Annotated in this window: 32 protein-coding genes; 24 read left to right on the top strand and 8 right to left on the bottom strand. The window is 66.6% G+C overall.

The window, feature by feature from the left end; genetic code table 11:
• The 5 genes from AUR65_RS02280 to AUR65_RS02265 all read left to right on the top strand — a co-directional run bounded on the left by AUR65_RS02280 (nt 1) and on the right by AUR65_RS02265 (nt 2,224).
• A complete protein-coding gene (locus AUR65_RS02280; RefSeq protein WP_058568196.1) occupies nt 1-615 on the top strand; it encodes an ATP-binding protein in 615 nt (204 codons plus the stop codon).
• Nucleotides 612-848, top strand: coding sequence for a hypothetical protein (locus tag AUR65_RS02275; protein WP_058568195.1), 237 nt, complete (start codon nt 612-614; stop codon nt 846-848). The genes AUR65_RS02280 and AUR65_RS02275 overlap by 4 nt, the downstream gene beginning before the upstream one ends.
• The gene (locus AUR65_RS19660; protein ID WP_158250817.1) at nt 845-988 is read left to right on the top strand and encodes a hypothetical protein; all 144 of its coding nucleotides are present in this window, start codon (nt 845-847) and stop codon (nt 986-988) included. The genes AUR65_RS02275 and AUR65_RS19660 overlap by 4 nt, the downstream gene beginning before the upstream one ends.
• Before the next feature lie 73 nt (nt 989-1,061).
• Nucleotides 1,062-1,529, top strand: coding sequence for a hypothetical protein (locus AUR65_RS02270; protein WP_146047381.1), 468 nt, complete (start codon nt 1,062-1,064; stop codon nt 1,527-1,529).
• Nucleotides 1,530-1,639: 110 nt separating this feature from the next.
• Nucleotides 1,640-2,224 carry a tyrosine-type recombinase/integrase gene (locus tag AUR65_RS02265; RefSeq protein WP_058568193.1) on the top strand — a complete coding sequence of 195 codons (585 nt, stop codon included), beginning with the start codon at nt 1,640-1,642 and terminating at the stop codon, nt 2,222-2,224.
• On the opposite strand, the gene AUR65_RS02260 is transcribed toward AUR65_RS02265, so the two are convergent.
• Both AUR65_RS02260 and AUR65_RS02255 read right to left on the bottom strand, forming a co-directional pair.
• On the bottom strand, nt 2,225-2,731 hold the full coding sequence (locus AUR65_RS02260) for a hypothetical protein (protein ID WP_058568192.1): 507 nt from the start codon (nt 2,729-2,731) through the stop codon (nt 2,225-2,227).
• Nucleotides 2,732-3,094: 363 nt separating this feature from the next.
• Nucleotides 3,095-3,310, bottom strand: a complete 216-nt coding sequence (locus AUR65_RS02255; protein ID WP_058568191.1) for a ribbon-helix-helix domain-containing protein — start codon at nt 3,308-3,310, stop codon at nt 3,095-3,097.
• A 110-nt stretch (nt 3,311-3,420) separates the two neighbouring features.
• Here AUR65_RS02255 and AUR65_RS02250 point away from each other — a divergent pair, with 110 nt between their 5' ends.
• The 6 genes from AUR65_RS02250 (at nt 3,421) to AUR65_RS02225 (ending at nt 6,262) form a co-directional block, all read left to right on the top strand.
• On the top strand, nt 3,421-3,606 hold the full coding sequence (locus AUR65_RS02250; RefSeq protein WP_058568190.1) for a ribbon-helix-helix domain-containing protein: 186 nt from the start codon (nt 3,421-3,423) through the stop codon (nt 3,604-3,606).
• 106 nt (nt 3,607-3,712) lie between these two features.
• The gene (locus AUR65_RS02245) at nt 3,713-3,946 is read left to right on the top strand and encodes a DUF7389 domain-containing protein (RefSeq protein ID WP_004044541.1); all 234 of its coding nucleotides are present in this window, start codon (nt 3,713-3,715) and stop codon (nt 3,944-3,946) included.
• A complete protein-coding gene (locus tag AUR65_RS02240) occupies nt 3,943-4,944 on the top strand; it encodes a tyrosine-type recombinase/integrase (RefSeq protein ID WP_058568189.1) in 1,002 nt (333 codons plus the stop codon). Before AUR65_RS02245 ends, AUR65_RS02240 begins: the two co-directional genes overlap by 4 nt.
• 325 nt (nt 4,945-5,269) lie before the next feature.
• Nucleotides 5,270-5,470 carry a hypothetical protein gene (locus AUR65_RS02235; protein ID WP_058568188.1) on the top strand — a complete coding sequence of 67 codons (201 nt, stop codon included), beginning with the start codon at nt 5,270-5,272 and terminating at the stop codon, nt 5,468-5,470.
• Between the two features lie 95 nt (nt 5,471-5,565).
• Nucleotides 5,566-5,940, top strand: coding sequence for a hypothetical protein (locus AUR65_RS02230; protein WP_058568187.1), 375 nt, complete (start codon nt 5,566-5,568; stop codon nt 5,938-5,940).
• A gap of 82 nt (nt 5,941-6,022) precedes the next feature.
• Complete coding sequence (locus AUR65_RS02225; RefSeq protein WP_004065334.1) at nt 6,023-6,262, top strand: DUF7385 family protein; 240 nt, start codon at nt 6,023-6,025, stop codon at nt 6,260-6,262.
• A 180-nt stretch (nt 6,263-6,442) separates the two neighbouring features.
• Here the strand turns inward: AUR65_RS02225 and AUR65_RS02220 are convergent, their stop codons facing one another.
• Both AUR65_RS02220 and AUR65_RS02215 read right to left on the bottom strand, forming a co-directional pair.
• On the bottom strand, nt 6,443-7,762 hold the full coding sequence (locus tag AUR65_RS02220; protein WP_042661929.1) for an RNB domain-containing ribonuclease: 1,320 nt from the start codon (nt 7,760-7,762) through the stop codon (nt 6,443-6,445).
• A gap of 120 nt (nt 7,763-7,882) precedes the next feature.
• Entirely contained in the window at nt 7,883-8,185 is a 303-nt protein-coding gene (locus AUR65_RS02215; protein ID WP_004969072.1) for a DUF7562 family protein, read from the bottom strand.
• 169 nt (nt 8,186-8,354) lie between these two features.
• On the opposite strand from AUR65_RS02215, the gene AUR65_RS02210 reads away from it, so the two are divergent.
• Nucleotides 8,355-8,834 (top strand): RNA-binding protein, encoded by a 480-nt coding sequence (locus AUR65_RS02210; RefSeq protein WP_004969073.1) that lies wholly within the window; start codon nt 8,355-8,357, stop codon nt 8,832-8,834.
• Nucleotides 8,835-8,876: 42 nt separating this feature from the next.
• Here the strand turns inward: AUR65_RS02210 and AUR65_RS02205 are convergent, their stop codons facing one another.
• On the bottom strand, nt 8,877-9,557 hold the full coding sequence (locus AUR65_RS02205; RefSeq protein WP_058568186.1) for a DUF1028 domain-containing protein: 681 nt from the start codon (nt 9,555-9,557) through the stop codon (nt 8,877-8,879).
• A 219-nt stretch (nt 9,558-9,776) separates the two neighbouring features.
• Here AUR65_RS02205 and AUR65_RS02200 point away from each other — a divergent pair, with 219 nt between their 5' ends.
• From AUR65_RS02200 to AUR65_RS02190, 3 genes are all read left to right on the top strand, one after another.
• Nucleotides 9,777-10,133, top strand: coding sequence for a cell division protein SepF (locus AUR65_RS02200; protein ID WP_004969075.1), 357 nt, complete (start codon nt 9,777-9,779; stop codon nt 10,131-10,133).
• A gap of 120 nt (nt 10,134-10,253) precedes the next feature.
• Nucleotides 10,254-13,202: an excinuclease ABC subunit UvrA gene (uvrA, locus tag AUR65_RS02195; protein ID WP_058568185.1), complete on the top strand. Its 2,949-nt coding sequence runs from the start codon at nt 10,254-10,256 to the stop codon at nt 13,200-13,202.
• Between the two features lie 127 nt (nt 13,203-13,329).
• A complete protein-coding gene (locus AUR65_RS02190; RefSeq protein WP_084816524.1) occupies nt 13,330-13,752 on the top strand; it encodes a hypothetical protein in 423 nt (140 codons plus the stop codon).
• Between the two features lie 19 nt (nt 13,753-13,771).
• On the opposite strand, the gene AUR65_RS02185 is transcribed toward AUR65_RS02190, so the two are convergent.
• Nucleotides 13,772-15,724, bottom strand: a complete 1,953-nt coding sequence (locus AUR65_RS02185) for a COG1361 S-layer family protein (RefSeq protein ID WP_058568183.1) — start codon at nt 15,722-15,724, stop codon at nt 13,772-13,774.
• 133 nt (nt 15,725-15,857) lie between these two features.
• On the opposite strand from AUR65_RS02185, the gene AUR65_RS02180 reads away from it, so the two are divergent.
• The 4 genes from AUR65_RS02180 to AUR65_RS02165 all read left to right on the top strand — a co-directional run bounded on the left by AUR65_RS02180 (nt 15,858) and on the right by AUR65_RS02165 (nt 19,945).
• Nucleotides 15,858-16,874 carry an ABC transporter ATP-binding protein gene (locus AUR65_RS02180; protein ID WP_058568182.1) on the top strand — a complete coding sequence of 339 codons (1,017 nt, stop codon included), beginning with the start codon at nt 15,858-15,860 and terminating at the stop codon, nt 16,872-16,874.
• Nucleotides 16,867-17,670: an ABC transporter permease subunit gene (locus AUR65_RS02175; protein WP_058568181.1), complete on the top strand. Its 804-nt coding sequence runs from the start codon at nt 16,867-16,869 to the stop codon at nt 17,668-17,670. Before AUR65_RS02180 ends, AUR65_RS02175 begins: the two co-directional genes overlap by 8 nt.
• A gap of 109 nt (nt 17,671-17,779) precedes the next feature.
• Nucleotides 17,780-18,787, top strand: a complete 1,008-nt coding sequence (locus AUR65_RS02170) for a beta propeller repeat protein (RefSeq protein WP_058568180.1) — start codon at nt 17,780-17,782, stop codon at nt 18,785-18,787.
• Between the two features lie 75 nt (nt 18,788-18,862).
• Nucleotides 18,863-19,945, top strand: a complete 1,083-nt coding sequence (locus AUR65_RS02165) for a geranylgeranyl reductase family protein (RefSeq protein ID WP_058568179.1) — start codon at nt 18,863-18,865, stop codon at nt 19,943-19,945.
• 22 nt (nt 19,946-19,967) lie between these two features.
• Here AUR65_RS02165 and ygfZ read toward each other — a convergent pair whose 3' ends face one another.
• Entirely contained in the window at nt 19,968-21,065 is a 1,098-nt protein-coding gene (gene ygfZ, locus AUR65_RS02160; protein ID WP_058568178.1) for a CAF17-like 4Fe-4S cluster assembly/insertion protein YgfZ, read from the bottom strand.
• A gap of 140 nt (nt 21,066-21,205) precedes the next feature.
• Nucleotides 21,206-21,505 carry a DUF6432 family protein gene (locus AUR65_RS02155; RefSeq protein ID WP_004044525.1) on the bottom strand — a complete coding sequence of 100 codons (300 nt, stop codon included), beginning with the start codon at nt 21,503-21,505 and terminating at the stop codon, nt 21,206-21,208.
• Nucleotides 21,506-21,609: 104 nt separating this feature from the next.
• Between AUR65_RS02155 and AUR65_RS02150 the strand changes: the two genes are divergently transcribed.
• The 5 genes from AUR65_RS02150 to AUR65_RS02130 all read left to right on the top strand — a co-directional run bounded on the left by AUR65_RS02150 (nt 21,610) and on the right by AUR65_RS02130 (nt 25,560).
• On the top strand, nt 21,610-22,638 hold the full coding sequence (locus AUR65_RS02150; protein WP_058568177.1) for a DUF7093 family protein: 1,029 nt from the start codon (nt 21,610-21,612) through the stop codon (nt 22,636-22,638).
• A gap of 70 nt (nt 22,639-22,708) precedes the next feature.
• Nucleotides 22,709-23,089, top strand: coding sequence for a DUF5611 family protein (locus tag AUR65_RS02145; RefSeq protein WP_004969086.1), 381 nt, complete (start codon nt 22,709-22,711; stop codon nt 23,087-23,089).
• A 192-nt stretch (nt 23,090-23,281) separates the two neighbouring features.
• Nucleotides 23,282-23,740, top strand: a complete 459-nt coding sequence (locus AUR65_RS02140; protein WP_050458558.1) for a universal stress protein — start codon at nt 23,282-23,284, stop codon at nt 23,738-23,740.
• Between the two features lie 89 nt (nt 23,741-23,829).
• The gene (locus tag AUR65_RS02135; protein ID WP_050458559.1) at nt 23,830-24,507 is read left to right on the top strand and encodes a TIGR00266 family protein; all 678 of its coding nucleotides are present in this window, start codon (nt 23,830-23,832) and stop codon (nt 24,505-24,507) included.
• Between the two features lie 84 nt (nt 24,508-24,591).
• Nucleotides 24,592-25,560, top strand: a complete 969-nt coding sequence (locus AUR65_RS02130) for an ROK family protein (protein WP_058568176.1) — start codon at nt 24,592-24,594, stop codon at nt 25,558-25,560.
• The last annotated feature ends 319 nt before the right edge of the window (nt 25,561-25,879 follow it).

Below are 25,879 nucleotides of genomic sequence, written 5' to 3'. Positions count from 1 at the left end.
ATGCAGGCGTACCACACGGTCGTTACCGGCGACTCCGGCGGTGGGAAGACGACCCTGCTGCGCGAGATGCAAGCCGAGTTCCCCGGCCTGAGCATCTGGGTCAACTTCACCAACACCGACGGCATCACCGGGCGCGACCTCGACGACGCCGCGACGGTCCGCTCGGTCGGCGAAGCTCGCGCGTCGGACGCGACGCGACTGAACTGGGTGACCGACTCCCCGCTCGAAACGGCGCGGCAGGCGCGGACGGTCGCCCACGAGTACCACGAGGCGACCGGCTTCCCGACGCAGGTCATCTTCGACGAGGCGCAGAACGTCCTCCCCGACGGCGAGGTCGAGTCGGACAACCCGGTGAAGCGGATGCTCCACGAGGACCGCGACAAGGGGCTGAAGGTCGTCATCGCCACGCAGGACCCGTCTGACCTCGAATACACGCCCATCAAGCAATGCAAGTTCTGGGTGTGGGTCGGTGAGTGGGCCGTGTTCCACGACGGCTTTCTGCGGTACTTCTCGATTCCGCGCGACGACCTCCCGACCGAGCCGTATCAGTACGTCGTCTTCGACAAGCGGATGAACGTGCTGCACCGCGCGGAGACTCAGGAGGCGTACGCATGACGCGAATCGTCGAGGACGAGGTCCCGGGCGACGACCACGACTGGCGCTACTACCGGAAGCGACCCGTCGTGATTCAGGCCGCTCGCGTCCGCCAGCGGGTCGAGGTCGAGACGCGAGAGGGCACGGTCGTCGCTGAACCGGGTGACTACCTGCTCGTCGGCGTCGAGGGCGAGGTGTACCCGTGCGACGCGGACATCTTCGAGAAGACGTACGACCGGGTGGTCGAGACATGAGCGACGAACTCCTACTCGGATACTCTGAGCCGTCGCCATCGAGTCGGTTGCTCGGCATCGTCGGGGAGTTGGTCGGCCTCGCGGCCGCGGTCTACGTCGCGGCGCGCGCGGCTCGTCGAGGATGGAGGGACGGCCGGTGACCGCATCCGAGAAGTACGTCCTCTGGACGTGGTTCGTGTACGCGGTCGGCGTCCTCTCGGGGTGGCACTACCTGTGACGTTTCCCGATGTGACCCGCCGCGAGATGCGGCGAATCGACGAGCGCGCAGGCGACGAGAACGGCGAGTTCGCCGAGCGTCTGGTCGCTGCTCACTACGGCATCACGCACGCGAACGACCGCGCGGACTGGTACGACTGCGTTCACGAGGAGCGCGGGACGAAGTACGAGGTAAAGGCCACGCAGGTCCGCATCGACGGCCTCGACCCCGACTCCCGTGTCGAGGTCGGCGGCCGGTTCCGGCTCTGGGAGGGACAGACGCGGTCGCTCCTGAACTCTGACGCGCAGAACACCGCGTGGTTCGTCTTCGTCCTACTCGACGAGAACGGGTCGCCGGTCGACCACCGCCGGATGCGGCCGTCGACGGTGTGGTCGTTGGTTCGCGACGAGTTCGGCGGGTGGGACGACTCGGGTCATCGAGAGATGGGGCGTCAGCAGAAGTTGCCTATCGAGGCGGTGTTTTGACTCTCCGAAAAGACCTGAGAGTCGGAAAGAATCGGCTCGATTTCAGTCCTCGACACGGGGAAAAGACTAGGATACTGGCGCTATTCTTCCGAGATGTGAGGTAACCGGAAATGAAGATGCAGGACTACGAGAGCAAGGACGGGAAGAAGGTGTGGCTCAGTCGGAGCGAAGTCGATACGCTCCTCGACGTCGCCGACGGGACTGAACAGCGAGTCGCATTCGCCCTCGGTGCGCGATGTGGGCTCCGTGTCGCGGAGGTCGTAGAAGTCACGCCCGACGACGTAGTCGACACGGAGGTCGGGAAGTTCCTCCGGGTGTGGGAGGGGAAGGGTTCGAAGTACCGAGAGACGCCCATCCCGACCGACCTCGCGGCGACGATCGCGGCGGTCGGCGACTACCGCGACGACTCGAGCGACACGCCAGTCGTCGACCGGACGACTCGAACCGTACGGAACTGGGTCACCAAGGCCGGCGACCAGCTGGTCGAGGAGACCGAGGACGTTGGTTGGTCGTTCCTCGGTCCGCACGACCTCCGGCGGACGTGGGGGACGCTGCTGGTCGGCGCGGAGGTAGAACCCGGACTGGTGATGGAGTGGGGCGGTTGGGAGGACTGGGAGACGTTCAGAGAACACTACCTCGGCGCGTACAGTCTCGAAGCGCAGGCGAGGGGTATGGAGAAAATCGAATGGCTGTAATCAAGCAGTACTTTTGGCGACGAACGGAACGAGTCCCCTGACGAAGTTATATACTGTGTCGGGTTCTGTTGACTCCAGTTTCAAATCGACTTGAGCGTCCATCTGTGGTTTCTGGGGTAGAGTCTCTTCGACCTGATATTCCGCATCGATTCCTTCTTGCTCACAGAAATCGGCGAAATCACTCTCACTCCACGGCTCTTCTGTCTCGATAGAGTTCCCGTAGAGTGCTACCTCCACGACGACGTCTCCACGCGGGTACTCTCGAAGCAGATCGATGATTTTCCGGATGCCCGTCGACTCCGCCTTTCGAACACGTACTGTCTGAACTTCGAGGGCAACATCTTCGAAATGATAGTTTGAACCCTCCATCCGCCCGTTCAGCATCATCTCGATTTCGGAGGGATTCATTCGTCTCGTACGTAGGTAGGTGAGGAGTATGAAGATTAGGCTGATAACTCCCAAACCGACGTTCAGGTTTGTGGGTGTCAGTAGAGCTTGGACGTCCATTTGACCGAGACTATTCAGTCATTCAATAAGTATGTCGGGTTGCCAAGTAAACGAACCCGTGGGCACCATACGTCCTCAATCTACCCTACCACGGAGGAGCAGGTCGATTCGCTTCTTCAATCACTTCCATCTGTTCAACGAACTCACTACTCCGCCAGTCCGACCTCGGTTCAGAATACTTCCCGATTTTGTAAATCGGACCAGATTCCTCAACAGAAAACGCCACATCGTCTATTTCCCACCGTATCCCGTTTCTGTCTTCCAGAGTATCTCCAACCCAGAATTTGCATGACCGAGATAGCTCCTTCTTCAGGCGGTTTGAGTGCTCCCAGTTAAATTGTCTCACGTATCCTACACCTACGTTTAATCCTCATCTTCCTCGCCGGCAAGCAGAGACGGGTCCTCAATCGCCATCTTCATCAAACGGCGAATTGCCTCGCTTCGAGACATGTCCATGGGTAGCTCCCCGTTTAATTGACCTCTCTTTATCGCGCGGTCGAAGTCTTCGACGAAGTCGTCGCCCACTTTGAGAGAAATGTTCCGGGAACCGCTTCCGTCCGTATCGTAGGCGGTGCTCATACAATCAATTATTGATTCAATGATTGAATACCTTGGGAAGATACTACCTCGTTGATGTGGTCGATTAGGGAGTAAGTAATAAGTAACTCACTACTATACTACCAAGCGCAATGGCACTATCAGTCAACATGACTATCTCTGTTCCACCAGAGACGGTCGAGAAACTGAACGACAGAGCCCGTGAACACGGGATGTCGCGGTCGGCGTACGTCCGTCACCTCATCAACCAAGCTCCGGACTCGCCGTTCGAGACGCCCGAAGTCCAACTGACCGACGAACCGCCCGCAGAAGCATGAGGGGACCAGCCAAAGAGCCTGCCAGCTACTCCGCGGTCCCCGGTTCGGAGCAGTCGCGCGCGGCACGTAAGTCCAGCGTTGCGTACTGCGTCGAGGTGTTCTGACCGTGAGTGACGATTCGTTCGACGTGAAGCTCGTCGTCACCCGCGGCACCGGGTCGCAGGACAAGGAGAAGATGCAGGTCGAGGTCTCGGCCGACTCCCTCGAAGAACTCGACGAGAAGGTGAACGGTGCCCGCGAGCGACTGCGCGAGTGGGCCGACGACATCCGCACCATCCAGCCGGACGGTCGCCGTCGACACGACGACGCCCAGACAGAACTCGGAGGTGCCAGCGCGTGACCGACCTCGAACCGCTCTCCCCCGAGGAGGGCGTCACGCGCTTCCTGCGTCACCGCGAGCCGAGCGTCCGCGACTCGACCCTGCAGAACTCGCGCACTCGGCTGAACCACTTCCTCGACTGGTGCGAGGAGGTCGGAATCGAGAACCTGAACGACCTGTCCGGCCGCGACCTCGCCGACTTCGTCGCGTGGCGCCGAGGCGACATCGCGCCCATCACGCTCCAGAAGCAACTGAGCACCGTACGGGCGGCGCTCGGTTTCTGGGCCGACATCGAGGGCGTCGAGGACGGCCTTCGCGAGCGCGTTCACGCGCCGGAGCTCCCCGACGGAGCCGAGTCGCGCGACATCCACCTGTCGGCGGACCGCGCCGAATCGATTCTCGACTACCTCGACCGCTACCAGTACGCGAGCCGCGAGCACGTCATCATGGCGTTGCTCTGGCGGACCGGAATGCGTCGGGGTGCGCTTCGGGCGCTCGATGTCGGCGACCTGCACGCCGACGACCACGCCGTCGAGTTGGTCCACCGGCCGGAGACCGATACCGCTCTGAAGAACGGCACGAAGGGCGAGCGGTGGGTCTACCTCGGACCGGAGTGGTTCGAGGTCGTCGACGAGTACGCCGCGACGAACCGGCACGATGTCGTCGACGACCACGGCCGCCGCCCGCTGATAACGTCGAAGTACGGGCGTCCGACCGGCGATACTATCTACAAGTGGGTCGGGAAGCTGACGCGCCCCTGCGAATACGGCGACTGTCCGCACGACCGCGAGCGAGCGACGTGCGACGCGGTCGGGTCAGACGGCTATCCGAGTCGATGCCCGTCGTCGCGGTCGCCCCACGCCGTTCGTCGAGGACACATCACGGCCTACCTCAACCGCGAGGTCTCGCCGGAGACGATTTCGGAGCGGTCGGACGTGTCGCTCGACATCCTGTACCAGCACTACGACGCGCGGACCCCGCGCGAGAAGATGAACGTTCGAATCCAGAACCTGCCATGAGTCACAACAGTACCTGCCAGCCGCACAGCCCCGTGCGATTCCCGACCGGGACCTTCCCCGCGAGTCCATTTCCTTCGGTCGTTTCACTCCCTCAGTCAATGGACTCGCTTGCCCCCACTCGCTTCGCTCGTGGGGACCCCGCGAGTCCACTACTATCTGACGACACCGTCCGGAGAGACGTGAGTCCGTAGGACTCCGTCTCGACACCTCAGTGTCATCGAAATCGTGACTGTCTGAGCGGGGATTTGAATCACCAAGGTACCGGAACCGACTCCCCGTCAGTTCTGACACAAGACTTTCACTAATCCCGCGTCGAGAGTAACCAATGTTCGAGACACCGGCGTCAACCCAGGGATACGGTCCGGTCGTCGCAGTCTTTTGGGTCTATGTCCTCCTCGCACTCGGGGTTACGCTGGGTCTTCGTCAGTTTGGGCTCCCGGATGAAGCGACGCTGTACGTCTTTCTCGGAGTCGGACTCGTCCTCCTCAAACCGTTCGTCCCGCTGTTCAAGCGGTACTCTCCGTAGCGGCATCGACTACCGAGCGTTCACTTCCGCCGAATCCTACACTTTCACCCCGCTCATGGCGGACCCTCTTACCGTCTCGCTCCGAGGCCGTCGGTATGGAAACACGACGAGGCGAACCCCCGTCGGACCCGACGGCCCTCTTTCGAGCCATCGTCTCGAAACTCCGCGAGACGCGCCGCGGGGTCCACCAACACCGGATGGCGCAGGCGCTCCTCCAGAAGGACGCCAACGGGTCGCGGCTGGTCGGACTCGACGCGGACACCGAGCGGGCGGTCTTCTTCAACCCCGCGTCGCGGACGCTCGAACTGATACCCTTCGACCGGGAGGGAACTCACGAGGAGCGCGCGGAGGTGCTGTCGCGTCGGCTGAGCGACCCGTCGTCGTGGGTCGAAGCCAACGCGGCGAGGTTGTCGTGGGTCCACCCGCACTTCCGTTGGGCCTGCGGGTTGGACGACGCCGGGCGGTCGTGAGTCGATAATCGGACGTCGTGGCCGACCGTGACCGATGTCCGACCGTGAAGAATTATACGCACGCCGCGCGCACAACACGTCCATGAACGACGAGGAACTCGACGAACTCCGGTCGTCGCTCACGCCATACGAGTCCAGCGGTGGCGTCACCACCTACCAGAACACCGTCTCTATCGCCTGTCCGGCGTGCGAGAAACCGTTCGACGACTTGGTCGTCTGCGAGAACGACTACAACAGCCTCGAACTGAGCATGATGCTCGACCTCTGTGTGACCCAGCACGACGGCGACGTGCTGCTGTTCACGCACAAACAAGAGGAGTAAGGGCCGCGGCGGTGGGGACCAGCCCACCGTCTCGACGCCTTCGGTCAGTCGAACCCGTAGCTCCGCGTTCGTCTCGCGAGTAACGGCTGGCGGTTCCTGTCGAACTGAGCCGACCGAACCCGTTGGAACCAGTCGGTCGAAAACGAGCGGCCGAGAGAGAGCGAAGCGCGCCCGTCTCGGTTATTCGCGCGGCGGGAGGCCGTTTTCGTCGATGACCTCGCCGTCGTCGTCGACGGTGACGATGCCGCGGTTGTTGACCGCGTAGGGGTCCAAGCCGACCTCTTGGAGGAACTGCTTGTAGAGCCGCTCGGCCGTCTCGGCGTCCTTCTGACGGTCCGAGGCGCGGTCGCAGAGTTCGACGAGGTCCTCGGGCACGTCGTTTTCGTGGACGATCCAGTGGTTGATGAGGTCCGACAGCCGCCGGATAGGCGAGGTGAAGTGGCCGTAGATGTCGAAGTTGAGCGCGTAGTGGCCGCCGAAGGGGTCGTTCATGTACTTCGCGCGGGGCATGACCTTCAGCACGGCGCGCTGAATCTTGTTCAGCGTGCGGGAGTTCGCGCTCTCCAAGGCGTCGTTGACGGCCTTCCGCGGTTCGTCCCACGACGTGGACTTGATGCTCACGCCGTCGAGTTCGGTGATTTCGCGGAGCGCCTTGTCCCACTGGTCGGGAGTCGGCTGCGGGTGGACGCGGTACATCGCCTCGACGCCGCGGTTCCACATGAGTTCGTGCGTGACGGCCTTATTCGCCTTCAGCATGCACTCCTCGATGATGGTGTGGGCGCGGTCCCGGCTCGGGTTGAGGACCAGCGAGCCGTCTTCCTTGCGCTGTTCGTGGAGCTGGTCCGCGAGGTCGAAGACGAGGGAGTTCTCCTCGTGGAGGGGGAGGTCGGGGTCTTCCAGCCGGTTTTCACACTGCGTGTAGGTGAGCCGTTCGTTGGAGTGGATGACGGACTTGTAGATGTCGATAGACTCGAACGAGAGCGTGTCCTTCTTGATCTCCATCTCGACGGTGTGGGCGAGGCGGTCCTCCTCGGGGACGAGAGAACAGACCGTCTCGGCCAGCGCCGGCGGAAGCATGTGGATGGTGTAGGCGGGGAGGTAGACGGTGTTCCCGCGCTTGACGGCCTCGGCCCACATCTCCGAGCCGGGGTGGACGTAGTGGGTCACGTCGGCGATGTGGACCCACAGCGTGTACGTCTCCTCGTTCTCGCGGATGCTCAGGGCGTCGTCGAAGTCCTGGGCGTCGACGGGGTCGGTCGTCCACGTCGTGAGGTCTCGGAGGTCTTTGCGGTGTTCGAGTTCGTCTTCGATCTCCTCGTGGACGCCGTCGGTGCGCGCACGCGCCTCCGAGAGGACTTCCGGCGGGAACTTGTCTCGAATCTCGAACTCCTCGAACAGGTCCTCGCGCTTGTTCTGGAGGTGTCGCGCGAGTTCGGCGTCTATCTCCACCGGTCCTTGCCCTTCGGCGGTCCCGGCGTACGCCTGCGCGTCGTCTGACATAGCCCCGACTAGACGGGGCAGGGAGAAATGAGTGTCGGGCACGACCCGCGACGAGAAAGCAACGACGTCGCTCGCGACCGCGCGTTTCCACGGTCCGGCGACGGATTGGCGGACGCGACCTCAGCGGCCGCGCTCGCCGGGCGATTCGTACCGCTCTTTGACCGCGTCGAAGTAGCGAAGCAGGAACTCCTCGTTGGAGATGCCGTGTTCTTCGATGTCGACGAGGAGGCCTTCGAGCTCCTCGCGGGGCTGGTGGCAGAGTCCCCGATAACAGGCCTTACAGAGGTGTTCGAACCGCTTACCGTGCCGTTCCCAGCGGTTCCCCTCTTTGTCGTACTCGCGCGCCGCCGACCGGAGGACCGCGTCACCGCATGCGATGCACACGACACGCTTCCGGTCCCGGTTCGTCCGGGAGCGCCACATATGGTTGGAGTGGACCCAATCGTACTTAGCAGTTTATCCCGTCACAGTCTGACGCGCGTCGGACATCGACGGGGCAGGTCGGGTCGCGCCTGTCCGACCACGGGGCGGCGTCACCGGCCAGTCGATGCGGAGCGGTCGATTTATCGGCCGTGAGCGTCCACGACCCGGTATGAAGGTCAAGTCCCGCCACCACCTCCGAAGCGACGAAATCGACGCGCTGTGCGACTCCATCGAATCGTCCCTCGGCGTCGCCCTCGACGGCGACGCGTTCGAGGCGGTCGAGTTCGCCGACGCCGACTACGAGGTCGTCCTCGTCGACGGCGAGCCGGCGGTCATGTACGTCGACGACCAGCCGTTCCTCACGGTCAAGGGCGCGAACCAGTTCCCGCCGACGACGAACGTCGTCACGGTCGACGCGGGCGCGGTCTCGTTCGTCTCCAGCGGGGCCGACGTGATGCGCCCCGGCATCACCGAGGCCGACGACACCATCGAGGCGGGCGACCTGGTCGTCATCGCCGAGGAGACCCACGGCAAGGTGCTCGCCGTGGGGCGCGCGCTCGAAGACGGGGCGGACCTCGTCGGCGACTCCGGCAAGGTCGTCGAGTCCATCCACCACGTCGGCGACGACCTCTTCGAGTTCTCGGTCTGAGCCGACCCGCGCGGTCTCCGGCCCCGGCGCTCAGAACTCTCGTTACTCTTCTGCGTACTTCTCCAGCGCCGCCTCGTACCCCTCACGCGCCATCGAGAACGTCTCTCGAAGGTCGCGCAGCGGCGTCTCCGTCGCGTCCACGCGGAGGTCGTTGTAGTACGGCTCCATCTCGCGGTCCTCGGTCGAGGTCACGACGACGGCCGCGCTCTGGATGTCGAGGTCGTCGCGCTTGTCGCCGCCCGCGGCGTGTCCCGCGCCGAGCGCGTCGATGAGGCGCTTCGCGAGCGGTTCGTCGCCGTCGGCGTTCCGCTCGTACGCGTCGGCGGTGGCTTCGACGACTTCCGCGCCCGTGAGCAGGTTGCCCGCGACGGTGTAGTCGTCGCCCTCGCGGTGGCCCGCCCAGCCGAGGCAGTCGTCGCCGGTGAAGGCGAACGTCGTCTCGGAGCCGACGCCGTGGAGCTGTCGCTCCGCCCGCCCGTCGTCGGCGTTCAACAGCGCCTGCAGGGCGTCGTCGGCGGCGAGACCGTCTTCGAGGTAGTCCAGGCCCTTCTCCCCGAGTTCGACGTTCGTCAGCGCCTGTGTCGCCACCGCGCCGTGTTCACTTGCAAACGGACAGAGTGCGCCGACCCCCGGGAGGCGGGTCGTCACGGCGACGCCGAAGCGGTGCTGGTCGTCGCCGTCGGCGTCGACGTACGGCTCGCGGACGCAGATGCTGAAGGTCATCGTGTTCGTCTGCTCCCGCGCGCCGCGGGGTAAAAACACCCGGCGAAACGCCGCGCCCGGCGCGCGCGTCGGCCGTCAACGGGAATCGACGCCCCTCGCGACACCGTCCTCGTGTGGCGGTACTGCCGTCGATTCGTCGGGTCGCCGGGGCGAGAAGTGTCTGAAAACCGATAGTCGTCTGACGTAAGAACTAACCCCGTTGTGGCCTCTCTACGTCCTATGGGTATCATGAGTAAGATTCTCGGTGGTGGTGGTTCCCGAACGACCGAGGACTACGTCGAACTCGACCTCGACGACTTCGACACCGCTCGCGGCGACGCCGGACTCTCGGTTCACATCGCCGAAATCGGCGGCCAGCAGGACGTTATCGCCATCAAGGACGCCGTCTACGACGGCAATCTGGTCATCGCGGACATCACCCGCCACACGACCTCCGACAACACGATGGAACACATCATCGACGACCTCCGGCAGGTCGCGCGCGAGGTCGACGGCGACATCGTCCAGAAGGGCGACGACCAAATCGTCATCACGCCCACGGGCATCTCTATCTCGCGGCAGAAGCTCAACGGCTGACGGCGGCGGACGACACCCCGCTTACGCACCGGTTTCTCCCCGACTCGCAGACGCGAGCGATGCGGTTCAAACGGCCCGAACCGATGCCTATTCGGTCCTCTCGTTCCTAGAGTCGTCCGAATGAGCAAGGACTACATCGAGGTTCGCGGTGCCGAAGAGCACAACCTCAAGAACCTCGACGTTCGCATCCCCCGCGAGACGTTCACCGTCGTCACCGGCCTGTCGGGGTCAGGCAAGTCCTCCCTCGCGTTCGACACCGTCTACGCGGAGGGCCAGCGGCGGTACATCGAGTCGCTTTCGGCCTACGCGCGGAACTTCCTCGGCCAGATGGACAAGCCGAAAGTCGAGGCCGTCGAGGGCCTCTCGCCCGCCATCTCCATCGACCAGAAGAACGGGGCCAACAACCCCCGGTCGACCGTCGGGACCGTCACCGAACTCCACGACTACCTCCGCCTCCTGTACGCCCGCGTCGGCACCCAGTACGACCCCATCACGGGCGAGGAGGTCGGCGAGCAGTCCGCACAGGACATGGTCGACCAGATTCTCGAACTCCCCGAGGGCACCCGCGCGAAGGTCGTCGCGCCGGTCGTCCGCGACCAGAAAGGCGAGTTCAAGGACCTGTTTTCGGACCTCGTCTCCGAGGGCTACGCCCGCGTCGAGGTCGACGGCGAGGAGTTCGACCTCTCGTTCGAGACGCCCGAACTCGACAAGAACTACGACCACACCATCGACGTGGTCGTCGACCGCGTGAAGGTCGCGCCCGAGGCGCGCTCCCGCATCGCCGACTCCGTCGAGACCGCCCTCGAAGAGGCCGGCGGCGTCCTCAAACTCATCGTCCCCGACCCGCCCGAGGACCTCCCCTTCGCCTCCAACACCCGGTCGACCGGGTCGCTCGCGGGCGAGGGCGACGACCGCCTCGTCGTCGAGTTCTCCGAGGAACTCGGCAACCCGAACTCGTCGTTCCGCTTTTCGGAAATCGAGACGCGGTCGTTCTCGTTCAACAGCCCCCACGGGGCCTGTCCGGAGTGCGAGGGCCTCGGTAAGGCCAAGGAGGTCGACCCCGACCTCGTCGTCACCGAGCCGTCGAAGCCGCTCAAGCACGTCTTCGAGCCGTGGAGCTACAACCGGACGTACTACCGCCGCCAGCTCGACAACGTCGCCGACCACTTCGGCGTCAGCGTGGACACGCCGTTCGAGGAGCTTTCCGACGAGGTGCAGGACGCCTTCCTGTTCGGCACCACCGAGGACGTGGTGTTCGAGTGGACGACGAAAAACGGCACGCGCCACAAGGAACACCCCTTCGAGGGCGTCGTCGGCAACCTCGAACGCCGCCACGTCGAGACCGACTCCGACCGGACGCGCGACCACATCGAGGAGTTCATGGCCGTCACGACCTGCCCCGACTGCAACGGGTCGCGGCTCAAAGAGCAGTCGCGCCACGTCCGCGTCGGCGGCACGACGCTCCCCGAGGTCAACCGCATGACCATCGCGGGCGCGCTCGAACACTTCGAGGGCCTCGAAGCCGACCTCTCGGAGCGCGACCGGACCATCGCACAGGAGATTCTCAAGGAGATTCGCGCCCGCCTCGGCTTCATGACCGAAGTCGGCCTCGAATACCTCACCTTGGACCGCGAGGCCGCCACGCTCTCGGGCGGCGAGTCCCAGCGCATCCGCCTCGCCACGCAGGTCGGCTCCGGCCTCGTGGGCGTCCTCTACGTCCTCGACGAGCCGTCTATCGGCCTCCACCAGCGCGACAACGACAAACTGCTCAACACGCTCGAAGGCCTCCGCGACCTCGGCAACACGCTCATCGTCGTCGAACACGACGAGGAGACGATGCGCCGGGCCGACGAAATCATCGACATGGGTCCCGGCCCGGGCAAGCGCGGCGGCGAGGTCGTCGCGCAGGGCGACTTCGACGACATCGTCGCGGCCGACGACTCCATCACGGCCGACTACCTCTCGGGTCGCAAGGACATCGACGTACCCGAGAGCCGCCGCGAGGGCGACGGCGAACTCGTCGTCCGCGGCGCGCGCCAGCACAACCTCGACGACCTCGACGTGCCGATTCCCCTCGGGACGTTCACGGCCGTCACCGGCGTCTCGGGGTCGGGCAAGTCCACCCTGATGCACGAGATTCTCTACAAGGGGCTCGCCCGCCGGATGAACGACAACACCTCCGTCGACCCCGGCGAGCACGACGCCATCGAGGGCTACGACGAAATCGAGACGGTGCGGCTCATCGACCAGTCGCCCATCGGTCGCACCCCGCGGTCGAACCCGGCGACGTACACCGGCGTCTTCGACTACGTCCGCGAACTGTTCGCCGAGACGAAGCTCTCGAAACAGCGCGGCTACGAGAAGGGCCGGTTCTCCTTCAACGTCAAGGGCGGCCGCTGTGAGGCTTGCAAGGGACAGGGCAACGTCAAAATCGAGATGAACTTCCTCTCGGACGTGTACGTGCCCTGCGAGGAGTGTAACGGCGCGCGCTACAACGCCGAGACGCTCGACGTGACGTACAAGGACAAGACCATCGCCGACGTGCTCGACATGGAAGTCGACGAGGCGCTCGACTTTTTCGAGGCGAACTCGCAGATTCGCCGCCGCCTCCAACTGCTCCACGACGTGGGCCTCGGCTACATGCAACTCGGTCAGCCGTCGACCACCCTCTCCGGGGGCGAGGCCCAGCGCGTCAAACTCGCCGAGGAACTCGGCAAGAAGCAGACCGGCGACACGCTGTATCTCCTCGACGAGCCGACGACCGGCCTCCACAAGGAAGACGAGCGAAAGCTCATTGAGGTGCTCCAGCGCCTCGTCGACAACGGCAACACCGTCCTCGTGGTCGAACACGAACTCGACCTCGTGAAGAACGCCGACCACATCGTCGACCTCGGCCCCGAGGGCGGCGCGGGCGGCGGAACCATCGTCGCCAGCGGCACGCCCGAAGAAATCGCTGAAAACCCCGACTCCCACACGGGACGGTACCTCCGCGACTACCTCCCCGACGTGGACGAGGAGGGCCCGCGCTCGGACCGCCGCAAGCCCGCGAAAGTGGCGAACGACGACTGAGCCGGCCGTCGCCGCGGAGTTCCGTTTTCGACGTCCGTTTCGCGCCGACGGTCGCTCGCAGGCGGCTGGCTTTCGACAATCGAACTACTCTGGGGAAAGACATTTCTTATCGTTTCACGTCAGAATCATGTGTATGTCACGCATACTCAAAACGTCGGGGTTCCTCGGGCTCGCGACGATGATGGTGGTTGGGTTGTACCAGTACACGCTGCTGGAATCGGGAGGCGTGCCGTCGTGGCTGGTGGGCGGGCACGCGCACTTGGGCGTGCTCTCGATTCTCGCGGTCGTGATGGGGTTCGCGGTTGACGCGTTCGCGCTGACGGGGCGGCTCCGGGCCGCGGTGAGCGGACTGTTCGTCGTCGGCCAGTGGCTGTTGCCGCTCACTATCTGGGTCGGCGTCGGGTTCGGACTCATGTTCCTGATTCCGACGACGTTCCTGTGGGGGGTCTGTCTCATCGTCTCCATGCTCATCATGGCGTGGCAGGCGTGGGTGAGCGAGCCGACGACGCCCGGCGGGATGCCCGGTCCCGCGTCGCCGGCCGACGACTGAGCGCGCGCCGACTGTTTTTTCAGCGCCGACGGTACCACCAGTAGCCGACGCCCGCGAGCGCGAGGACCACGACGAGCGCCGGGAAGAGGGGGAACGTCGTCGCCGGTTCGACCACCTCGACGGCGACCCGCTGGGTGCCCGTCGAGAGCTGTCTGCCGGCGTCGTCCTCGTAGCTCACCTCGACGCCGACGACCTGCGTCTTCGGGACGGCGTCGCCGCTCACTTCGAGGTCGAACACGACGAGGCGCGTCTCGCCGGCGTCGAGCCGCGGGACGAACGCGACGGCGTCCTCGCTCGAAAGCGGCTCCTCGGCGACGAGTCTGACCGTCACGTCGGTCTGCGGCGTCGCCTCGGTGTTCGTCACCGCGAGGACGAGCCGACCGGTCGAGTCCACCTCGAACGTCGCGTTCCGCGGTTCGACCGCGACGGCGGGGTCGCCGGTGCTCACCGCCGCGAGCACGTCGGTCCGGTCGGCCGCGCGCAGTTCGTCGCCCGGCGGCCGGTACTCGACCACGAACGGGAGCCGACGCGTCCCCGGCGTCGTGCCCGCGGCGAGGCCGATGGCGTACTCGAACTCGGCGGCCTCGCCGGGCGCGAGCGTGCCGACGGTCACGTCGAGGTCCGTCGGCGTCAGCGCCGGGTCGTCGGTTTCGAGGCGGAGCACCACGTCGCGGGCCTCGCCCCCGCCGACGTTCTCGACGGTGCCGACGACGCGCCCGACGCCGCCGACTCTGAGCGTGCTCTCTTCGACCGTCACGGCGAACGCCGGCCCAGCGCCGGGGTCGAGGCCGGCGACGAGCGACTGGGTCTTCCGGTCGCCGTTGGGGTTGCGGAACGAGACGGCCACGTCGAGCGAGTAGGGCCGGTCGAGGGCGTCGTCGGCGACGCGGGCCCGGAAGCTCACCCGCCTCGTCTCGCCGGGTTCCCACGCGCCGACGTAGGCCTCCGCGGCGGGCGCGCCGGCTCCGAAGGTCACCTCGGAGTCGGCGGACGTCACGCCGACGGTCGTCGCCGCGGCGGTCGCGTCGCCGACGTTTACGAGTTCGAGCGTCAGCGTGCCGGTGTCGCCGACGGCGACCGCGGCGTCCACGTCCGCGAGTTCGAAGTCGGCCCCGCGGGTCGGTCGCACCCCGGCGACGACCGTCCGCGAGGTTCGGTCTTGGCCGTCTTCGTCGCGGTAGCTCACGGTCAACTCGACCGAGTAGTTGCGGACGATGGCGTCGTCGGCGACGCGGGCGCGGAAGCTCGCGCGCTCTGTCGCGCCCGCCTCCCACTCGCCGACGAAGGTCTCGGCGGAGGCGACGCCGCTCCCGAACGTTATCTCCGGGTCGGTCGAGGTGACGGTCACGGTCGCGTCCGCGGCCCCGACGGGGCCGACGTTCTCGATATCGATTGCGAGGGTGCCGCTGTCGCCGACCGCGAGGGCGGCGTCGACCGCCCGGACCTCGAACGCGGGCCGGCGCTCCACGACGACTTCGAGGTCCCGCGTGATGGTCCTGCTCCGGTGGGTCGTCCGGACCGTCTCGCCGTCCACGTACACCGAGGCGGTGTAGTCGTAGGTGAACTCGACGGGAACCTCGTAGGTGTCGGGTCGCGCGCCCTCGGCGACGCGGAGGCGGAGCGACGCCGGCCCGGAGACGCCCTCGGGGACGGTTCCGACGGGGACCTCGCCGCTGACGACGGTGATGGGGCCGTTCGACTCGCCGCGGATGGTCAGCGCGCGCGCCGTCTGGACGAGCGCCTCGTACTCCTCGGGGCCGTCGTCGGTGACCGTCCCGCTGTTGACGACGAACACCTCGACCGCGGTCTCGGTGCCGGCGACGAGTCGGTTCTCCGGCGCGATAATCGAGAGGTCGGGGCTCCCGGTCACCCGACTGGCGGCCGCGGCGCTCCCGGTTGCGCCGACGAGGGCGGACAGGACCAACAGCGTGGCGAGGAGCACCGCACTCGCCCGCCGGGGACGACGAGTCATGGTGAAGGGACCGGCGGGTGGCCCCGCTTCAGTCGCTCTAGATACGCGGTATGTAAGCTTAACAACACGCTCGGCTCTCGGTCGGCGGTAACGTCACGCAAGGGATACGTCCGGCGCGCGCCTACGTGTGAGTATGTCCGTCCCCGCTATCGACATCGACGGTCTGACCAAGTTCTACGGGGACGTTCGCGGCGTCGAGGAGCTGTCGCTTTCGGTCTCGGAGGGCGAACTGTTCGGCTTCCTCGGCCCCAACGGCGCGGGGAAGTCCACGACGATTCGCCTCCTCCTCGGCCTGCTCAAACCGACCGACGGCACGGCGAGCGTCCTCGGCGTGCCGGTGGACGACCGCGCGGCCTTTCTCGACGTGCTCGCCCGCGTCGGCCACATCCCCGGTGACCCGCGGTTCTACGACGACGTGACCGGCCGGAAGACCCTCGACTACTTCGCCGGACTCTCCGGCGACGCCCGCCGCGACGAACTCCTCGACCGATTTCCGGTGCCCCTCGACCGGCCGGTGCGGGCCTACTCGCGCGGGAACCGCCAGAAACTCGCCCTCGTGCAGGCGTTCATGCACGACCCGCGGGTGGTCGTGATGGACGAACCGACCTCGGGGCTGGACCCGCTCGTCCAACAGGAGTTCTACGAGTTCCTCCGCGAGGAGCGCGACCGCGGGGTGACGGTGTTCTTCTCGACGCACATCCTCGGCGAGGTCCGCGAGGTCTGCGACCGCGTCGCCATCATCCGAGACGGTCGCCTCGTCGCCGTCGAGGACATCGACGACCTGCTCGCCCGAAGCGGGAAGGTCGTCACGGTCCAGTCGCCGGATTCTATCGACCTCGCCGACTTCGACTTCCCGGAGACCATCGACGCCCGCATCGAACCGGACGGCTCGATGCGACTCGTCACCTCGGGCAACTACGACGCCCTCGTGGACGCGCTCGAAGGCTACCGAATCGACGACCTCGAAGTCCGCGAGACGGCCATCGAGGACGTGTTCATGCACTTCTACGACGAGGACGACGGCGAGGGCGGCGGCGACGAGGGAAGCGACACAGACGGCGACAGCGCCGTCACCGACGACGAGTCGGGCGAGGCCGAGGACACCGCGGAGCCGTCGCCCGCGGACGCGGAGGAGTCCGCGAATGCGTGAACTCGATATCGCGGCCTTCGAGTTCGCCCGGCGTCGGCGCGGTCTCGTCATCGTCAGCGTGCTCCTCGTGGCGACCGCGGGGCTCACCATCGCCGTCTACCCGTCGTTCGGCGAGTCCGACATCGACTTCGCCGAACTGCTGGAGTCGTATCCCGAGGAGTTTCAGGCGGCCTTCGTCGGGAGCGTCACCGACATCTCCTCGCTCGAGGGCTACCTCGTGGTCGAACTCTACCAACTCGTCTGGCTCCTCATCGTCGGGAGCTACTTCGCTTACGCCGCGGGGTCGCTCGTCGCCGGCGAGGTCGACCGCCAGTCGGTCGAACTCGTCCTCGTCAGGCCCGTCTCGCGCACCCGGTTCGTCGTCGGCAAGTTCCTCGCGATGCTCCCCGCGGTCGCCGTCGTGGACCTCGCGCTCCTCGCGGCCGTCGTCGTCGGCGCGGGCCTCATCGACGAGGAGATTCACCTCACTCGTCTTCTCGCGGTCCACGCCGTCGGCGGTCTCTACCTCGTCGCCTGCGTCGCCGTCGGCCTCCTCGCGTCGGCGTTTTTCGGGCGCGTCCGCCGGGCGCAGGGCGCGGCCATCGGCGTCGTCTTCGGGACGTTCCTCCTCGACTCCCTGACGATCGACACCGACTACGAGTTCCTCGGGGCCCTGTCGCTCACGCGCTATCTCGACCCCGGCGAACTCCTCGTCGCCGGCGACGTTGACTGGGGCGGCATCGCCGTCCTCGTCGCCGTGACGTGCGTCCTCGTCGTCCTCGCGGCCGAGGTGTTCGAGCGGCGGGACCTGTCGTAGCCGCCGTCTCTCGTCGCCGTCGTTCTCGACGTGGGCGGGCCGCCCGCCCGCCCATTCGGTCCACCACCCGCGCGAGTCGCTTTTTCACCGCTGAGCGCCTACGTCTCCCATGCATCTTTACGCCGCCGCCAACGGCGCGGTTCTCGCGGTCTCGGGGTCACCGGACGACTCGACCGCACGACGGCGACTCGGCGAGCACCGAATCGAGTGCGTCGCGGCCGACCGGCGCGCGCCGGACCGGGCGTTCTGCGGGACCTTCGACGCCGGCGTCTTCCGAACGACCGACGGCGGGGCGTCGTGGCACGCGGTCGGCACCGACGCGCTCCCCGAATCGGTGACGAGCCTCGCCGTCTCCCCGGCCGACCCCGAGGTGGTCTACGCCGGCACCGAACCCTCGGCCGTCTTCCGCTCCCGCGACGGCGGCGACACGTGGGCCGAACTCGCGCCGCTTTCGGACCTCGATTCGGCGTCGTCGTGGGCGTTCCCGCCCCGCCCGCACACTCACCACGTCCGCTGGATAGAGCCGGACCCGACCGACGCCGACCGGCTGTTCGTCGCGGTCGAAGCCGGGGCGTTCGTCCGCTCGCTCGACGGCGGCGACACGTGGCAAGACCGCGTGCCGGCGAGCAAGCGAGACACGCACTCGATGGCGACGCACCCCGACCGACCGGGCCGCGTCTGGGTCGCCGCGGGCGACGGCTACGCCGAGACCGACGACGCGGGCGAGACGTGGATGACGCCGACCGAGGGGCTCGGCCACGGCTACTGTTGGAGCGTCGTCGTCGACCCCGCGGACCCGGACTTGGTGCTCCTGACGGCCGCCTCGGGGCCGATGCGCGCCCACCGAGTTGAGTCGGCGGCGGCGTACCTCTACCGCCGGCGGGGCTCGCCGGGCGACGGCGACGACTCGTGGGAACGCCTCGACGAGACCGGACTGCCGACCGGGCCGGGCGCGACGCGGGCGGTCTTGGCCGCCGGACGAACCGACGGCGAGTGCTACGCCGCGAACGACCGCGGCCTCTACCGAACGGCCGACTTCGGCGACTCGTGGGACCGAATCGAGGTCCCGTGGGACGGGACGCGGCGAACCGCGTCGGGGCTGGCGGTCGTCGCGTAGTCGGGCGGTTTTCGGTCGGTTCGCGCCGTCGCCCGAAGCGAGAAGATTCATGGGTCGGCGCGGCAACGCCCAACCATGTACGATTTCGCCGTCGTCGGCGTCGGTCCCGCCGGCGCGCGGTTCGCCCGCCGCGCGGCCGACGCGGGCTACGACGTGCTCGCGCTGGAGAAAGGCGAGGTCGGGACGCCCCTCGCGTGCTCCGGCCACGTCAGCACCGACATCTGGGAGTACGTCCCCGACGAGGCGCGCGACCGCCTGTTTCAGAACCGCATCTACGGGGCGAACTTCCGCGTCGGCGGCCCGAACTCGAAAGCCTACCCGTTCTACAAGCAAAGCGAGGTCTCGAACGTCATCGACCGCGTCGAACTCGACCGCACCCTCGCCGACTGCGCCCGCGACGCCGGTGCCGACGTGCGCGAGGGCCACACCGTCACCGCCGTCGAGGAACTCGACGACCGGGTCCGACTGACCGTGAGCGTGGCCGGCGAGGCCGGCACCGTCCAGTTCGAGTCGAAGATGGTCGCCGGATGCGACGGCCCGACTTCGCGGGTCCGCCGAGCGCTCGACCTCCCCGAACCGTCGGAGACGCTCCACGGCGTCCTCGCGTTCGACCCCGACCCGGACGACGGCGACTTCGTGGACGTGCACCTCACGGTCCCGCGGTTCTTCGCGTGGCGCATCCCCCGCGGCGACGCCGGAGTCGAGTACGGCCTCGCGGCCCCGCCGGGCGCTGAGGTCAACGACATGTTCGACGCGCTCACGAACACCTACGACGTGGAGACGGAGCACTTCTGTTCGGGAGCCATCCCCATCGGCCCGCCGGACCGGACGACGACCCGGCGGGCGTTCCTCATCGGCGACGCGGCCGCTCAGACTAAGCCCTTCACCGGCGGCGGCATCCTCTACGGGATGACCGCGGCCGACATCGCCGCCGCGACCATCGACCCCGACGACCCAGAGACGCTGTCGGCCTACGAGGACGCGTGGCGGGACGAACTCTCACGGGAGATTCGGCTGGGGCACCTCGTGCGCCGGTGTTACTCCTTCCCCGAGTGGCTCCAGCGGGTCGGCCTCCGGTCGCTGTCGGGCGAAATCGGCGTCCACATGGACAAACCGAGTTCGTTCTTCTCGCGCGAACACCTGAAGAAACTGTTCTGAGGACTGCCCCCGGACGCCCCGCTCAGTTCTCGCCCGGATACGTCGGAATCCGCGCCGACACCGCGCTCCCCTCGACGAACGGGAGCGACTCGCGGGTCGCGCCGACGCGGTCGCCGTCGACGACGACTTCGAGGGCGTCGGCGTCGAGACCGTAGTCCACGAGCGCGAAGCCGATGGGCGATTCGAGCATTGGGCTCTCGACGGCGCGGGTGACGGTTCCGACCGGCTCGCCGTCCGTCGAGACCTCGGCACCCGAGTCGGGGAGGTCGTCGGCGCGGAAGCCAACGAGCCGGCGCGAGGGCCGCCCGCGGTTTTCTATCTTCGAGACGAGTTCCTGGCCGACGAAACAGCCCTTGTCGAAGTCGAGCGCGTTGCGGACGCCGACGACGTTCGGGACGTTACCGCGGAGTTCCGACTCGAAGAGCGGCGTGCCGGCCTCGGCGGTGAGGCTGTCCCACGTCTGGTAGCCGACGGGGACCGAGGGGTTGCCGTAGAACAGGAGCGCGTCGAGCACGTCTTCTGCGTCCTTCGCGCGGCAGATGACGTCGTAGCCCTCCTCGCCGGTCGGGTTGTCGGAGGCGACGACCGTGACGCCGAGTTCGCCGCCGATGGAGCCGCGGACGAAGGAGAGTTCCGGCTCCGGCGCGCCTGCCCCCGAGAGGATGCTCGCCACCTTCTCGGTCGACTGCGGGCCGTGGACGCCGAAGACGCCGAACTCGTCGGAGGCGTCGCGGATTTTCACGCGCTGGAGGAACGTCTTCGAACGCCACTCCTCGACGAGCGGTTCGGCGCGGTCACGCGGAGTGAAAATCAGCAGTCGTTCGCCCGCGTTGTAGACGTACATCTCCGTCTCGATGCGGCCGTCGGGGTCTAACAGCAGGGCGTAGACGCCCTCGCCGTCCTCGTCGGGAACGGTGTTCGTCACCGCGTTATCGACGTAGTCGACCCGGTCTTCGCCCTCGACGACGACCACGCCGTAGCCGTGTTCGATGACGCCGACGCCGTTTCTGACGGCGCGGTGGGTCCGTTCGGGGCGGCCGTAGTGGCTCACGACCTCGATTCCGCCGCGCGTCTCGAACGTCGCACCGTGTGCCTCGTGGATGTCGGCGACGAGTGTCATTACACCCCGTTTCGCCTTCGGCGCGTAAAACCCTCCCACTCCCGGACGACTCGCCCGGCTTTCGGCGCGGGGCCGACCCGGCGTCGGTCACCGACCGATGGACAGGTAGTCAAAACAGCCTGTGCTCCGCGTCGCCGCGCTCAGAGTCCGAACCGCTCGCGGAGTCTCTCGAACAGCGACGCGTCCTCTTCGACGGCTTCGCTCGGGTCCGGAACGACGCGCTCGTCGGCGTGGATGAGTACCCCCGTGTCGGCCTCCTCGACCACGATGAGGCTCTCGTCCTTCAGCGCCGACAGCGCCTCCTCGATGGTGTCGATGTCGGCGTCCACGGCAGCACGGAGTTCGAACACCGTCATCCCCTCGTCGTGGCGGTCGACGAGCGCGTCGAGTACCGCGACCTCGATGTCGCGGCGGTTCCGAAACTCCCGCCTCGCTCTCATAGCGGGTACATCGTTCGCCTCCTGTTTACTTGTACCGCCCGTCTGACGGGCGTCCGACAGGCAGGGGGTACCTTTTTGTTTCCGAACCCCGGAATCCTCGCGTAATGGGACTTACTTGCCGTCTTCTCGGGCACTCCTACGGAGACCCCGAGACGGAACGGGAGCGCGAGGAACGCGGCGACGAGGTGGTCGTCTCGATTCGAGAGATACAGGTCTGCTCGCGGTGCGGACACGAACAGGTCATCAGCGAGAACAAGGAGGTCACGGCCATCCGAACGCCCGAGGAGGTCGGGATGACGGAGGGCGAAGTCGAGACCGCGGCCGCCGGCTTCGAGCCGGCGAACCCGAAACCGGGCGTCTCCGACGCCGAGGACCCCGCCATCGAGACGGCTCCGGACGCGGAGACGCGGGCCGAAGTCGACGCCGCCACCGCCGACGCCGCCAGCGACGCTGGTGCGGGCGCGGACGCGGACGCTGACCCTGCGGCGCAACAGCCGAACGAAGCCGCGGGCGCGGCCGACGCCCAAACCGCTGACGAGTCGGCCGACGGCGACGACGCCGGGAGCGCCGACGCGCCGCCGGTGACCGACGACGGCATCATCCTCGACGACGACGAAGAGCAGTCGTCGACCACCCGCGACCGGACGCAGTGGCCCGACGAGGTCGACGAAGTCGAGACCGACGACCCGACGCCGCCGGCCGACGGTGACGACGCGGAGTTCATCGACGCGGACGCAGAGGCCGGCGCAGACGCCGAGGCGGAGTCCGAACAGAGTCAGACCCGCGAACGCGGGGCGTGGCCCGACGCGCCGGGCGACGACGAGGGTTGGAACGCCCAACCCGACGACGGCGAGCCGGTTTCGGTCTCGTTCGGCGGCGGCCTGACGCCCGAGGGAAGCGCCCAGCAGGGCCAGCAGGGCCAGCAGTCCAACGGCCAGTACATCGAGGCGGAGGACGAAGACGAGTTCGTCCGCGCCGACGAGTCGAACGTCGGAAACGAGGCCCCAGACGACGCCGTCGAGTACTACTGTCCGAACTGCGGGCACGCCCGCGGCGCGTCCTCGTCGTCGATGCGGGCCGGCGACATCTGCCCCGAGTGTAAAAAGGGCTACATCGCCGAGCGGGAATCCTGACCGCGGCACGCCCTCGCAGGCGTCGCAGAGTCGCGAAACAGGTAAACCATCCCCTGTCGAAAAGGCGTCCATGAAGGAGTACAAGATGCGTCGTGGGGAGACGCTCGAAGAGCGAATTCCGGACATGAAAGCGACGGTCGAGGACTACTTCGGCCCCATCACCGGCACCGAGGAGTTCAAAGGAAGCGACCTCTACGTCGTCGGCGAACCCAAGAACCCCGTGTTCACCCGCATCGTCGCCGGCGCGGTCAAGTACAGCGGCAAGAAGGACAAGCTCGCGGTCAACTTCGAGGAGGCCGACCCGGCCGACCTCGCTCCCGAGGACCTCGAAGCCGCTGGCGAGGCCGTCAGCGCGAAGAACGACTTCCTCCTCGAGGCGACGGGCCGCGACGCGAAGTCCCGTCGCGACTCGATGAAGCGTGCGGTCGAAGACGACGCGCCCGACGTCTGAGCCGTCCGACGCGGTTCGATTTTCTCGCGCACCCATTCGTTGAGCGGCTGCGACGCCGGCGAAACGTACATAGTGTTAGCACGTGACGCTCCGGCTGACAGCGACTTCGCCAGCCATGAACACGAATTTTTATTTCGATTGTGAGTAAAAATTCCCGGCACGGTTAAGTGATACCGGGACGAACCGGTTGGTATGGCTATCGAAACTATCCTGCTCGCGGTCGGCGCGGGCGACGCCGAGCGCATCGACAGACTCGCCGAGGAGACTATCGACGTGGCCGGGCCGACCGGCGCGACGGTCGTCATCGGACACGTCTTCACGAGAGACGAGTACGACGAGGCGCTCGACAACCTCGACTTCGACATCACGGCCGAGGAGGTTTCGGCGGACGACGTGGCCCGACGACACGCCATCGTCCGCGAACTCACGCGACGCTTCGACGAGGCTGACGTCGAGTACGTCGTCCACGGCCGGGTCGGCCACCACGGTGAGAAACTCGTCACTCTCGCGGAGGAGGTCGACGCCGACCGCCTCGTCGTCGGCGGTCGAAAGCGCTCGCCGGCCGGGAAGGCCGTCTTCGGGAGCGTCGCACAGGAGGTCATGCTCGAATCGCCGTGCCCCGTGACGTTCGTCCGCGCGGACACCAAGTGACGGGCCGCGGGCGGCGCGCCCGCCGGAGCGACGGCCGGGCGACCGGCTTCGCAGGCAACTACATATCTTAGCGTGCCGTCATCTCCCGCATGGACCACTCCATCGATTACCGCCCGTCGTTCGCCCTCCTCACCGTCTCGCTCGACGAGGGCGAGTCGCTCCGGTCGGAGGCCGGCGCGATGGTCAGCTACTCCGACGGCATCGACATCGAGACGAACGCGAAAGGCGGCCTCTTCGGGTCGCTCAAGCGGAGCGTCCTCGGCGGCGAGTCGTTCTTCCAGAACACGTTCAGCGCGCGGCAGGCGGGCGAGGTCTCCTTCGCGCCCCCGCTCCCGGGCGACATCGTCCACCACGGCCTCGAAGACGAGACGCTCTACGTGCAGTCCGGGTCGTACATCGCCTCGGACCCCGCGCTCGACCTCGACACCTCCTTCGGCGGGGCGAAGACCTTCTTCGGGAGCGAAGGGCTGTTCCTGCTCAAACTGACCGGCACCGGCGACAGTTTCCTGTCGAGCTACGGGGCCATCCACGAGGTCGAACTCGGCGAGGGCGAGCGCTACACGGTCGACACCGGCCACATCGTCGCCTTCGACGAGACGACGAGTTTCTCGGTCGAGCGCGTCGGCGGCCTGAAGTCCACCCTGTTCAGCGGCGAGGGACTCGTCTGTACGTTCACCGGGCCGGGAACCGTCTGGATACAGTCGCGCAGCATGGACTCGTTCCTCTCGTGGCTCATCCCCAAACTCCCGACCAACAACTCCGCGTGACCCCGACCCGGGACTTACATCGCCGCGAGTAAATCTACCGAAAATCCCGCTTAGTTAAGTGGTGGGCGCATCCCTATGGGAACGATGGCGTACTACGTGGGCGTCGACTTGGGGGCGACAAACGTCCGTTCCGTGGTGGGCGACGACGATGGAACGATCCTCGGAGAGGCCCGTGACAGCACTCCGCGCGGTCCGACCGGAATCGCGGTCACCGAGGCGGTTCTCGGCGTCGTCCGCGAGGCGTGTGCCGAGGCGGGCATCGACCCGAGCGACGCGGTCGCGGCCGGCATCGGTGCTATCGGCCCGCTCGACTTGGCCGAAGGCGCGGTCGAGAACCCGGCGAACCTGCCGGACACCATCGACCGCATCCCGCTGACCGGTCCCCTCTCGGTGCTCTTGGACACGGACGAGGTGTACCTGCACAACGACACGAACGCCGGCGTCATCGGCGAGCGGTTCCACTCGGACCGCAACCCCGACGACATGGTGTATCTCACCATCTCCTCCGGTATCGGCGCGGGCGTCTGCGTCGACGGGCACGTCCTCGCCGGGTGGGACGGCAACGCCGGCGAGGTCGGCCACCTGACGCTCGACCCGCACGGATTCATGACGTGCGGGTGCGGCCACAACGGTCACTGGGAGGGCTACTGCTCGGGGAACAACATCCCGAAGTACGCCCGCGAACTCCACGAGGAAGACCCCGTGGAAACCGCGCTTCCCGTCTCAGACCCCGACTTCTCCGCGGTCGACGTGTTCGAACACGCCGGCGAGGACGAGTTCGCCGACCACATCATCAGCCAACTGGGCCACTGGAACGCGATGGGCGTCGCCAACATCGTCCACGCGTACGCGCCGCTCATCATCTACGTCGGCGGCGCGGTCGCGCTCAACAACCCGGACCTCGTGTTAGAGCCCATCCGCGAGCAGATGAGCGAGATGGTCATGTCGAACATCCCCGAGATTCAACTGACGACGCTCGGCGACGAGGTCGTGGTCGAGGGGGCGTTGGCGAGCGCGATGACCGGCGGCACCGGTGACCGCTCGCGGCTGTGAGGCCGCGAGGATTCGCGGGTTTCGGCGCTGGTGGCACCGGTGACCGGTCTCGACTGTAACGCGGCGCTTCGCCTCTCCGCCGTCGAATTATCCCGATTGATACTCGGTGGAGCAGTCTTATAACCCCTGTCGGGAAACACGGTGATGTGCACCCGACGACGCCGAATCATTCGGCGCGCCGGTCGGCGCCTTCCCGTTCTCGTCGAACCGCACGGTGCACGGGCGTTCCACCGGAAGCCTAGAACGGGACCGGTCGACACCCCCACCACCATCGTCGACCGACTGACGCCGGCGGGGTATCCCACACCCACCCACCCAC

It is taken from the genome of Haloferax marisrubri (genome assembly GCF_001469875.2).
GTDB lineage: Archaea > Halobacteriota > Halobacteria > Halobacteriales > Haloferacaceae > Haloferax > Haloferax marisrubri.
The sequence above is the reverse complement of the archived record's forward strand: the minus strand, read 5'-3'. Positions and strand labels throughout refer to the sequence as shown.